This is a genomic window from Microbacterium sp. NPDC077184, from assembly GCF_040687055.1.
Classification (GTDB): Bacteria; Actinomycetota; Actinomycetes; order Actinomycetales; family Microbacteriaceae; genus Microbacterium.
In genome coordinates, this window is sequence record NZ_JBFBMM010000006.1 from 252,431 (window position 1) to 263,352 (window position 10,922).

General features: G+C 70.0%; 10 protein-coding genes. 9 read left to right on the forward strand and 1 reads right to left on the reverse strand.

The features are described from left to right. Nucleotides 1-56 precede the first annotated feature (56 nt). Genes argC through AB0O93_RS12665 form a run of 8 tightly spaced genes read left to right on the forward strand, consistent with a single transcriptional unit; the run spans nt 57 to nt 8,553 of the window. Nucleotides 57-1,124, forward strand: coding sequence for an N-acetyl-gamma-glutamyl-phosphate reductase (argC, locus tag AB0O93_RS12630; RefSeq protein WP_363343828.1), 1,068 nt, complete (start codon nt 57-59; stop codon nt 1,122-1,124). Next, nucleotides 1,121-2,278 (forward strand): bifunctional glutamate N-acetyltransferase/amino-acid acetyltransferase ArgJ, encoded by a 1,158-nt coding sequence (gene argJ / locus AB0O93_RS12635; RefSeq protein ID WP_363343830.1) that lies wholly within the window; start codon nt 1,121-1,123, stop codon nt 2,276-2,278. The genes argC and argJ overlap by 4 nt, the downstream gene beginning before the upstream one ends. After that, nucleotides 2,275-3,174, forward strand: coding sequence for an acetylglutamate kinase (gene argB / locus AB0O93_RS12640; protein ID WP_363343832.1), 900 nt, complete (start codon nt 2,275-2,277; stop codon nt 3,172-3,174). Before argJ ends, argB begins: the two co-directional genes overlap by 4 nt. Continuing rightward, on the forward strand, nt 3,171-4,403 hold the full coding sequence (locus AB0O93_RS12645) for an acetylornithine transaminase (RefSeq protein ID WP_363343834.1): 1,233 nt from the start codon (nt 3,171-3,173) through the stop codon (nt 4,401-4,403). Before argB ends, AB0O93_RS12645 begins: the two co-directional genes overlap by 4 nt. Then, nucleotides 4,400-5,329: an ornithine carbamoyltransferase gene (gene argF, locus AB0O93_RS12650; protein ID WP_363343836.1), complete on the forward strand. Its 930-nt coding sequence runs from the start codon at nt 4,400-4,402 to the stop codon at nt 5,327-5,329. Before AB0O93_RS12645 ends, argF begins: the two co-directional genes overlap by 4 nt. Continuing rightward, nucleotides 5,302-6,414: a heparan-alpha-glucosaminide N-acetyltransferase domain-containing protein gene (locus AB0O93_RS12655; RefSeq protein ID WP_363343838.1), complete on the forward strand. Its 1,113-nt coding sequence runs from the start codon at nt 5,302-5,304 to the stop codon at nt 6,412-6,414. The genes argF and AB0O93_RS12655 overlap by 28 nt, the downstream gene beginning before the upstream one ends. Nucleotides 6,415-6,423: 9 nt before the next feature. Then, nucleotides 6,424-7,854 (forward strand): argininosuccinate lyase, encoded by a 1,431-nt coding sequence (gene argH, locus AB0O93_RS12660; RefSeq protein ID WP_363343840.1) that lies wholly within the window; start codon nt 6,424-6,426, stop codon nt 7,852-7,854. Nucleotides 7,855-7,908: 54 nt separating this feature from the next. Then, the gene (locus AB0O93_RS12665; protein ID WP_363343842.1) at nt 7,909-8,553 is read left to right on the forward strand and encodes a SatD family protein; all 645 of its coding nucleotides are present in this window, start codon (nt 7,909-7,911) and stop codon (nt 8,551-8,553) included. Nucleotide 8,554: 1 nt separating this feature from the next. Here the strand turns inward: AB0O93_RS12665 and AB0O93_RS12670 are convergent, their stop codons facing one another. Further along, nucleotides 8,555-9,154 carry a hypothetical protein gene (locus AB0O93_RS12670; RefSeq protein ID WP_363343844.1) on the reverse strand — a complete coding sequence of 200 codons (600 nt, stop codon included), beginning with the start codon at nt 9,152-9,154 and terminating at the stop codon, nt 8,555-8,557. Between the two features lie 66 nt (nt 9,155-9,220). Between AB0O93_RS12670 and tyrS the strand changes: the two genes are divergently transcribed. Further along, entirely contained in the window at nt 9,221-10,555 is a 1,335-nt protein-coding gene (gene tyrS / locus AB0O93_RS12675; protein ID WP_363343846.1) for a tyrosine--tRNA ligase, read from the forward strand. Nucleotides 10,556-10,922: the final 367 nt, after the last annotated feature.

Below are 10,922 nucleotides of genomic sequence, written 5' to 3' on the forward strand. Positions count from 1 at the left end.
CGCCGCTCCCGGCCCGCCGCGCTCGCCGCGCCATCCGACTCTCTAAGGTGGAACCCATGACGTATTCGGTCGCCGTCTCCGGCGCATCGGGCTATGCCGGCGGCGAGATCCTGCGCCTTCTCGCGTCCCATCCCGACGTCGAGATCCGCACCGTGACCGCGCACTCGAACGCGGGGTCGCCGCTGATCGAGCATCAGCCGCACTTGCGCTCGCTCGCGCATCTCGACCTGCAGCCGACCACCCCCGACGTGCTCGCCGGGCACGATGTCGTCGTCCTCGCCCTCCCGCACGGCCAGTCCGGCGCGATCACGGAGTCGCTGTCGGATGCCGCGCTCGTCATCGACGCGGGCGCGGATCATCGGCTGCAGTCGGTCGCGGACTGGGATCGGTTCTACGGCGGCGACTTCCATGAGCCGTGGGCCTACGGCGTCCCGGAGCTCCCCGTGCGGGGCGGGAAGCAGCGGGAGCACCTGGTCGGTGCGCGCCGGATCGCCGCCCCGGGGTGCAACGCCTCGACCGTGAGCCTGAGCCTCGCGCCGGGCGTCGCCGCCGGCGTCATCGACCCGCGCGACATCGTCTCCGTCCTCGCGGTGGGACCCTCGGGGGCGGGGAAGTCGCTGAAGACGAATCTGCTCGCCTCGGAGATCCTCGGCTCGGCGAATCCCTATGCCGTCGGTGGCACTCACCGGCACATCCCGGAGATCCGCCAGGCGCTCGCCGCCGCGTCGCCGTCCGCGGTCGGCGCGAACGCGGACGAGGGCATCCGGATCTCGTTCACGCCGGTCCTGGTCCCGATGTCGCGCGGCATCCTCGCCACGTCGTCCGCGCCGATCGTCCCCGGGGTGACCGATGCGCAGATCCGCGCGGCGTGGGAGGACACCTATGCCGAGGAGACGTTCGTCACCCTGCTCCCCGACGGGGTGTTCCCGCGTACGGCGGACGTCGTCGGGGCGAACACCGCCCTGCTCGGTCTCGCCATCGATCGACCCGCGGGCCGGGTGACCGTCGTCGCCGCCGTCGACAACCTCGTCAAGGGCACCGCGGGCGCCGCGGTGCAGTCCATGAACATCGCGCTGGGGCTCCCCGAGGGCACCGCGCTGACCGTGAACGGAGTCGCGCCGTGAGCGTCACCGCACCCCGAGGGTTCGAGGCGGCCGGTGTCGCCGCAGGTCTGAAGTCCACCGGCGCGAAGGACGTGGCGGTCGTGGTCAATCGTGGTCCGCTGAAGGTCGGCGCCGCGGTGTTCACGTCCAACCGTGCCAAGGCCAATCCGATCCTCTGGTCGCAGCAGGCGATCGCCGACGGCGTGGTCGAGGCCGTCGTGCTCAATTCCGGCGGCGCGAACTGCTTCACCGGCAGCTTCGGCTTCCAGACGACGCACCAGACGGCGGAGAAGGCCGCCGAGCTGCTCGGCGTCGGCGCCGGCGACATCCAGGTGTGCTCGACCGGGCTGATCGGCACGGGTGACGAGGTCTTCCGCGCGAAGGTCCTCGCCGGGACGGAAGCGGCGATCGCCGGTCTCGACCGCGACGGCGGGATCGCGGCATCCGAGGCGATCATGACCACCGACTCCCGGGCCAAGCGCGCCGTCCACGAGGGCGCGGGCTGGGCGATCGGGGGAATGGCGAAGGGTGCGGGCATGCTCGCGCCGGGGCTGGCCACGATGCTCGTGGTGCTCACCACCGACGCGGTGCTGGACGCCGCGCGGGCGGATGCGGCGCTGCGCGCGGCGACCAGACGCAGCTTCGACCGTCTCGACTCGGACGGCTGCATGTCGACCAATGATCAGGTGACCCTGCTCGTGAGCGGAGCGAGCGGCGTCATCCCGAGCCCGGAGGAGTTCACCGCCGCCCTCGCTTCGGTGTGCCTCGACCTCGCGGAGCAGCTGCAGGGGGACGCCGAGGGCGCCGCCCACGACATCACCATCGAGGTGCGCCACGCCGCCTCCGAGGACGACGCGGTCGAGGTCGGACGCTCGGTCGCCCGCAACAACCTCTTCAAGGCCGCGGTCTTCGGCAACGACCCCAACTGGGGCCGCGTGCTCGCCGCGATCGGAACGACCGATGCGACCTTCGACCCCTACGACGTGGACGTCTGGATGAACGGTGTGCGCGTGTGCACCGCGGGCGGGCCCGACCGTCCTCGGGAGGACGTCGACCTCACCCCGCGTGCGACCGACATCGTGATCGACCTCAAGGTCGGCGAGGCGACCGCGACGATCCTCACCAACGACCTCACGCACGACTACGTCCACGAGAACAGCGCCTACTCCTCATGACCGATCTCCAAGACACCGATCCCGCCGAGGCGAGCGCGCGAGCGACGACCCTCATCGAGTCCCTCCCGTGGCTGCGCCGCTTCCGCGACCAGATCGTGGTGGTCAAGTACGGCGGCAACGCCATGGTGAGCGAAGAGCTCCAGGATGCCTTCGCCGCCGACATCGCCTACCTCCGCTACGTCGGTGTCAAGCCCGTCGTCGTGCACGGCGGTGGACCGCAGATCTCCTCGATGCTGGATCGCCTGGCCATCCCGAGCGAGTTCAAGGGCGGCTACCGCGTGACCTCGACCGAGGCGATCAGCGTCGTACGCATGGTCCTGACCGGGCAGATCAACCCGCAGCTGGTCGGGAAGATCAACGCGCACGGTCCCGTGGCCACGGGGCTCTCGGGCGAGGACGCCGGTCTCTTCGGCGGACGGCGTCGCGGCGTCGTGATCGAGGGGGTCGAGCACGACCTCGGTCGTGTCGGCGACGTGGTGGAGGTCGATCCGCGCCCGATCCACGATCAGCTCGATGCCGGTCGCATCCCGGTCGTCTCGAGCATCGCCCCCGACCTCGACCACCCGGGGCACTCCCTGAACGTCAACGCGGATGCCGCGGCATCCGCCCTCGCGGTGGCTCTCGGGGCGGCGAAGCTCGTCGTCCTCACCGATGTCCCCGGGCTCTACGCCGACTGGCCGCGCCGCGATTCGCTGGTCTCGCACCTGACCTCGACCGAGCTGACCGCGATGATGCCGCGGCTGGAGTCGGGCATGATCCCGAAGATGACGGCGTGTCTCGAAGCGGTCGAGGGGGGCGTCGCGACCGCCGCCATCATCGACGGCCGGGTGCCGCACTCGGTGCTGGTGGAGCTGTTCACCAGCAAGGGAATCGGAACAGAGGTGGTGCGCGGATGACGTGGCAGGACGATGCGGGACGGGACCTGGTCCGCAGCTTCGGACCCCGGATGGCGATGTTCGTCCGAGGCGAAGGGGCCTACGTGTGGGACGCGGACGGCCGCCGGCACCTCGACTTCCTCGCGGGCATCGCCGTCAACTCCCTCGGCCACGCCCACCCGGTGTTCGTCGAGGCGCTCACCCGACAGGCGGCGACCCTCGCCCACGTTTCCAACTACTTCGCCACCCCACCCCAGCTCGAGCTCGCGGCACGCCTGAAGCGCCTCGCCGGGACGGGGGATGAGGGGCGCGTGTACTTCGCCAACTCCGGGGCGGAGGCCAACGAGGCGGCCTTCAAGCTCGCCCGCCTGCACGGCGGAGCCGATCGTCCGCGGATCCTGGCGCTGACGGATGCCTTCCACGGACGCACGATGGGAACCCTCGCACTCACCGGGAAGCCGGCGATGCAGGAACCCTTTCTGCCCATGACGCCCGGGGTGGAGTTCCTCCCCTCGACGATCGCCGCCCTCGAGGCCGCGGTAGACGACCGCGTCGCCGCCCTCATGGTCGAGCCGATCAAGGGCGAAGCCGGTGTCGTGGAGCTGCCCGAGGGCTACCTCGCCGCGGCGCGCGAGATCACCGCCCGCCACGGCGCACTGCTCATCGTCGACGAGATCCAGACGGGCGCGGGACGGACGGGTGAGTGGTTCGCGTTCCAGCACGAGGGCATCACCCCGGATGCCGTCACCGTCGCCAAGGGCATCGGGGGAGGCTTCCCGATCGGCGCGCTCATCACCTTCGGCGATGCCAGCGACCTGTTCTATCCGGGCACGCACGGCTCGACCTTCGGCGGGAACGCCCTCGGGACCGCCGTCGCCTCGGCCGTCCTCGCCGAGATCGAACGCGCAGACCTCGTTGCGGCGGCATCCGTTCGAGGCGCGCAGATCCGCGACGGCGTGGAGGCCCTCGGCTCGGAGCTGGTGTCGGGGACCCGCGGGCGCGGGCTGCTGATCGGCATCGCCCTGACCCGGCCGGTGGCCAAGGCGGTCGTCGCCGCGGCCGCCGAGCACGGCCTCGTCATCAACGCGCCGAACGACGACACGATCCGCGTGGTCCCGCCGCTGACGATCGGCGACATCGAGATCGACGAGTTCCTCGCGCTCTTCGCCGCATCCCTGCGCACGGTGCAGGATGCGCTCCTGCTCGACGGCTCCCCGCATCCCGCATCCCCCTCGGAGGTTCCCGCATGACCCGCCATCTGCTCCGCGACGATGATCTGACCCCGGCCGAGCAGGCCGAGATCCTCGAGCTCGCCCTGGAGCTGAAGAAGGATCGCTGGAAGCTCAAGCCCCTCGAAGGACCGCAGACGGTCGCGGTCATCTTCGACAAGTCCTCCACCCGCACGCGGGTCTCCTTCGCGGTCGGCATCGCCGACCTCGGCGGGAGTCCGTTGATCATCTCGACGGCCAACAGCCAGCTCGGCGGCAAGGAGACCCCCTCCGACACCGCGCGGGTGCTGGAGCGCCAGGTCGCCGCGATCGTCTGGCGCACCTACGCCCAGTCGGGTCTCGAGGAGATGGCGCGCGACACGCGGGTCCCGGTCGTGAACGCGCTCAGCGACGACTTCCACCCCTGCCAGCTGCTCGCGGATCTTCTGACGATCACCGAGCACAAGGGTCCGCTCGCCGGGCTCACGCTCGCCTTCTTCGGCGACGGGATGTCGAACATGGCGCACTCGTATGTCCTGGCGGGGGTGACGGCGGGCATGCACGTGCGCGTCGCCTCGCCGGAGGACTACGCGCCCCGCGCCGACGTGATCGCCGATGCGGACCGCCGCGCCACCGAGACCGGCGGGTCCGTGACGCTGTTCACGGATCCGCTCGAGGCGGCCGCCGGGGCGGACGTGATCGTCACCGACACCTGGGTGTCGATGGGCAAAGAAGAGGAGAAGCTCGCCCGCCTGCGCGATCTCGGCCAGTACAAGGTGACGGGGGAGCTGATGCAGCTCGCCCAGGACGACGCGATCTTCATCCACTGCCTTCCCGCCGACCGCGGCTACGAGGTCGACGCGGCCGTCATCGACGGTCCGCAGAGCGTGGTCTGGGATGAAGCCGAGAACCGGCTGCACGCCCAGAAGGCGCTGCTGGTGTGGCTTCTGCGCCAGAGCGCGGCGTGACGGTCGCCGCGAACGTCTCGCGACTCAACACCCGCGGTCGCGTCACCGGGCTCGACCTCGCGCGTGGGCTCGCGGTCGTGGGGATGCTCGCGGCCCACCTCCTGGTCATCTCCGACGCCTTCGTCTTCGCCGAGCCGGACACCTGGGTGTCCGTGGTCAACGGGCGCTCGTCCATCCTGTTCGCGACGCTCGCGGGGGTGTCGATCGGCCTCATGACCGGCGGAGCGGTGCCCCCGCGCGGCACGGACCTCGCCTCGGCCCGCGTGCGCATCGCGATCCGCGCCGGCATCCTCTGGGGCATCGGCATCCTGCTCATCCTCACCGGCGTCCCCGTCTACGTCATCCTCCCCGCCTACGCGATCCTGTTCCTGATGACGCTGCCCGTCCTCACCGGGGGCGCGCGGCGGCTGGTGGTCCTCGCCGCGATCCTGGGCGTGCTGATGCCTCTGCTCCAGGTGCTCCTCGACGAGCTTCCGATCTGGTCCACCCCGCTCGGCGGCGACCTCTCGCTCGCCGTCGGATGGAACTACCCCTTCCCGACCTGGATCGCCTTCGTGCTCGCGGGTCTCGCGGTCGCGCGGGCCGACATCCGCGCGACGGCGGTTCAGCTGCGCGTCCTCGCGGTGGGGGTCGCTCTGGCCCTCATCGGCTACGGAGCAGACGCGGCCACGGGATACGGCGCCGCAGCCGAGCAGGGGGGATGGTGGCCCGCGGTCTGGACCGCACGCCCGCACTCGTCCGGCCTCCTCGAGGTCATCGGGTCCGGCGGGTTCGCCCTCGCCGTCATCGCCGCCGCTGTGCTGCTCTGCCGCATCTCCGCCGTGATGTGGATCGTCCTCCCGCTGCGTGCGGTCGGCGCCATGCCGCTCACCGCCTACACCCTCCAGCTCGTCGTGTGGGCACTCATCGCCGGCGTCGTCCTCGGAGATCCGAGCGACCTGTCCGGGTTCCGGGCGCTGGAGCCGTTCTGGCCTATGACCGTCGGAATCATCGTCCTCTGCACCGCCTGGGCGCTGCTCATCGGACGGGGCCCGCTCGAAGGGCTGCTCGACCGCGCCTCCGGTGGAAGTCGAGCGCGCCGATAGGCTGGTGCGGTGAACGAGACCACGGCCGACGGAACCAACGAGGGCGCGCTCTGGGGTGCCCGCTTCGCCTCCGGACCCTCGCCGGAGCTGGCGGCGCTGAGCCGCTCGACCCACTTCGACTGGGACCTGGCCCTGTACGACATCGCCGGTTCCCGCGCGCATGCCGTGGCCCTGCACGACGCGGGGTATCTCAGCGATGATGAGCTCTCCGAGATGCGCGCGGGCCTGGATCGTCTCGCCGCCCGCATCTCGGACGGATCGCTCCAGCCGGCGGAGGCCGACGAGGATGTCCACGGTGCTCTGGAACAGGCGCTGATCGCCGAGGTCGGTCCCGCGGTCGGGGGCAAGCTCCGGGCCGGCCGCAGCCGGAACGATCAGATCGCCACCCTGGTGCGGATGTTCCTCATCGATCACTCCCGGACCATCGCGCGCGACCTCCTGGGGCTCATCGATGCCCTCGTCGCGCAGGCGGAGGCTCACCCCGACGCCATCCTTCCCGGTCGCACCCACCTTCAGCACGCGCAGCCCGTGTTGCTCGCCCATCACCTCCAAGCCCACGCGTGGCCGCTGGTGCGCGACCTCGAGCGGCTCCGGGACTGGACGGTCCGCGCGCGGGTGTCGCCGTACGGCGGCGGGGCGCTCGCCGGATCTTCGCTCGGGCTCGATCCCGTGCTCGTCGCGACGGAGCTGGGCCTCGGCGATCCGGCCGAGAACTCCATCGACGGCACGTCCGCTCGGGACGTCGTGGCAGAGTTCGCGTTCATCGCGGCGATGATCGGCATCGACCTCTCCCGGTTCGCCGAGGAGATCATCCTCTGGAACACGAGGGAGTTCGGCTTCGTCACGCTGCACGACGGCTACTCGACGGGGTCGAGCATCATGCCGCAGAAGAAGAACCCCGACATCGCCGAACTCGCCCGCGGGAAGTCCGGCCGCCTCATCGGCAATCTCACCGGACTCCTCGCGACCCTCAAGGCGCTGCCTTTGGCCTACAACCGCGATCTGCAGGAGGACAAGGAGCCGGTCTTCGATTCGGTGCGGACCCTCGAGACCGTGTTGCCCGCGTTCACCGGGATGGTCGCGACGCTCACGTTCGACACCGCGCGCATGGTGGAACTCGCCCCGCAGGGCTTCTCCCTCGCGACGGATGTCGCCGAGTGGCTCGTGACGCGGGGTGTGCCTTTCCGTGAGGCCCACGAGATCTCCGGATCACTGGTGCGGGCCTGCGAGGAGCGCGGGATCGGACTGGAGGAGGCATCCGACGACGTCCTGCAGGCCGTGTCCCCCCATCTGCGTCCGGAGGTCCGCTCGGTACTCACCGTGGAGGGCTCCGTGGCGAGCCGCGCCGGCACCGGTGGTACGTCGCCGGCGCGAGTGGCCGAGCAGAGGGCGGCGCTGGTGCGTCGGGCGCAGGAGACGTTCCACGCGCTCGGCCTGTGATCTGAAATCAGTTAATAGCTGATGTTTCTCGAATATCAGCGATAAGCTGATGATATGCCCGTCGTTCTGACCGCCGACATCGTGGGCTCGCGCCGCCTGCCCGACCGCGCCGGTGCGCAGCGCGCGATCGAAGACACGATCGCGCGGGTGTCCGCGGAGATCCCGGATGCGGTGACCGCGCCGATCGCGACCACCACGGGCGATGAGCTGCAGGGCGAGCTGGTGTCGGTCGATGCGGCCCTGGCATTCACATTGCTCGTCCGCCTCGCGCTCCCCGAGGGGATCGACCTGCGCTTCGGGATCGGCGTCGGCGACACGGTGCGTGTGCCGTCCACCGGCGGTGACATCGCCGAGGGGTCGGCTTGGTGGGCGGCCCGTGAAGCGGTCGACGCCGTCGATGCCCGGGCCCGCCGGGCCGTCCCGAGCGCGCGGACGGCGATCGCGGCCGCCTCCTCGGAGCCACCCTCCGTCCACGAGCTGGTCCGGATGGCGTCGGCATACCTGCTCGCTCGTGACGAAGTGGTCACGACGATGTCGGACCGCGCCCGTCGCCTGACGTTCGGGCGATGCGTGGGCAGGACGCAGCGGGAACTGGCGGGGGAGGAGTCGATCACGCAGTCGGCGGTCTCGCAGGCCCTTGCCGCAGCGGGATCCGCGTCCCTCGTGGAGGGCTACCGGCGGCTGCGCGCGGGGTGGTGAGTCACCAGATCGCGAGCCGGATCAGCGCGCCGACGACGCTCGCCCAGAGGAGGCTGGCCAGGGTGCCGATGATGAAGCGTTCGCGTGCCTCGGCCGCCGCGAGCTCGGAGAAGCGGCCGATGCCCTTCACCGCGACGATGACGGCGATCGCCTCGGGATAGCCGGCGATCACGGCGATGACCACCGCGAGCCGCTCCAGATAGCCGATCGTCGTCCCCCCGCGAAGCAGGGCGACGGCGTCCGGCTCGTCCTGCGCGTCGTCGACCCGCGTCGGGGCGACGAGGATGCCGCCGTCCCTGGTCTCGCGGACGCGTCCGCCGGTCGCCAGCTCCAGCACCTGCCGGGTGATCGGGTTGCCGCCCACCACGGCCACGGCCACGGCGAGGAGTGCGAGCATCGCACCCATGAGCGTCGGGACGCCGACGGGGGAGACGGCGACCACCACGGTCGCCGCGACGACGAGCCCGGCACCGACCGCGAGCGGCACCGTCGACGGGCGGCGCAGCGAGACCACGCAGAGGGCGAGAGCCGCCGCGAGGGCGAGGAAGACCAGGATCGACACGGCGGCCATCCACAGCGGCTCGGGCAGGAAGAAGGCCATGGGGGCAGTGTGCCACCGACCGCGGACGGCGCTGGGTCGCCGCGCCCCGCTGATAGCGTGGAAAGCGTGTCTGAAACCGTCGTGAGCGCCCTCGCGCCCGCCAACGACCCGACGTTCGACAACGTCTGGGATGAGCTGGTGTGGCGTGGCCTGGTGCATGTGTCCACAGATCAGGAGGCGCTGCGCGCCCTTCTCCGCGGGGATCCGATCACGTATTACTGCGGTTTCGACCCGACCGCTCCGAGCCTTCACCTCGGGAACCTCGTGCAGCTCCTGGTGATGCGTCGCCTCCAGCTCGCGGGTCACCGTCCCCTCGGACTCGTCGGAGGATCGACCGGTCTGATCGGCGATCCGCGACCGTCGTCGGAGCGCACACTCAACACGCGCGAGACCGTCGAGGAGTGGGTGAGCTCCCTGCGTGCCCAGGTGGAACGGTTCTTGAGCTTCGAGGGCGACAGTGCTGCGCGCATCGTCAACAACCTCGATTGGACGGCCCCGCTGTCGGCCATCGACTTCCTCCGGGAGGTCGGGAAGCACTACCGCGTCGGGACGATGCTCAAGAAGGACGCGGTGGCGGCACGCCTGAACTCCGATGCGGGCATCAGCTACACCGAGTTCAGCTACCAGATCCTGCAGGGGCTGGACTTCCTCGAATTGCACCGCGCCTACGGCTGCGTCCTGCAGACGGGCGGCAGTGATCAATGGGGCAACCTGACCAGCGGGACGGATCTGATCCACCGTGTCGAGGGGGTGTCGGTGCACGCGATCGGCACGCCGCTGATCACGAACAGCGACGGCACGAAGTTCGGCAAGAGCGAGGGCAATGCCATCTGGCTGGACGCCGGCATGTGCAGCCCGTACCGGATGTACCAGTTCTGGCTCAACACCGATGACGCGGACGTGATCTCGCGCCTGAAGATCTTCACGTTCCTCACGCGCGAAGAGATCGTCGCCTACGAACGCACGGTCGCGGACGAGCCCTTCCGGAGGGCGGCGCAAAAGCGTCTCGCGCTCGAGGTCACTGCTTTCGTGCACGGAGAGGATGCCGCGCGGTCGGTGATCGCCGCGTCGGAGGCTCTGTTCGGTCGAGGAGATCTGACGGCGCTCGATGCGGACGTGCTCCGCTCGGCGCTCGAGGAACTGCCCCACGCGACGGTGTCGCCCGGGACCACGGTCGTGCAGGCGCTCGTGCAGACCGGACTGGTCTCGAGCGCCGGCGAAGCGCGGCGGGCGATCACCCAGGGCGGAGTCTCGGTCGACGGCGAGAAGGTCACGTCCGAGGATGCGGTGGTCACTGCGTCTCTGGCCGGTGACGCAGCGGTCCTCCGTCGGGGGAAGAAGACCCTCGCCGGCATCTTCGTCCGCGGAAATCCGGGCGACACGCCCGGGATGGACGCGTGATTTGCCGGCCTGCCGGATCCCACGTAAGTTACTACTTGTTCGCCCCACAGGGAAGAGCGAAGGCCGAGAGGCCCGGCCCCCTCAAGCGGTAGAGCATCCCCCTCCTCCAGATCTTGTCACTTCGGTGGCGTGTGTGTAGGATGGGGAGCCGGTCCACCCGGACCGAGTCAGGGACCACTGCTCCATCTCCGAAGCGAAGCGCCGACTCGTCGTGTGAGATCGGAACAAGAGAAGTTGCTTCATGGTGACGACCGAGAGGTCTGATCGTGAACGCATCCGATCCTTGAGAACTCAACAGCGTGCACTTGTCAAATGCCAAATTTTCCTCGTCGGTCTTCGGACTGGTGAGAATTCCTTTGGATCAAAG

Excerpts from the sequence above, each read along its gene's own strand:
- argC (WP_363343828.1), top strand. The coding sequence starts at position 57 with ATGACGTATTCGGTCGCCGTCTCCGGCGCATCGGGCTATGCCGGCGGC.
- argB (WP_363343832.1), top strand. The coding sequence starts at position 2,275 with ATGACCGATCTCCAAGACACCGATCCCGCCGAGGCGAGCGCGCGAGCG.
- AB0O93_RS12645 (WP_363343834.1), top strand. The coding sequence starts at position 3,171 with ATGACGTGGCAGGACGATGCGGGACGGGACCTGGTCCGCAGCTTCGGA.
- argF (WP_363343836.1), top strand. The coding sequence starts at position 4,400 with ATGACCCGCCATCTGCTCCGCGACGATGATCTGACCCCGGCCGAGCAG.
- AB0O93_RS12665 (WP_363343842.1), top strand. The coding sequence starts at position 7,909 with ATGCCCGTCGTTCTGACCGCCGACATCGTGGGCTCGCGCCGCCTGCCC.
- AB0O93_RS12670 (WP_363343844.1), bottom strand. The coding sequence starts at position 9,154 with ATGGCCTTCTTCCTGCCCGAGCCGCTGTGGATGGCCGCCGTGTCGATC.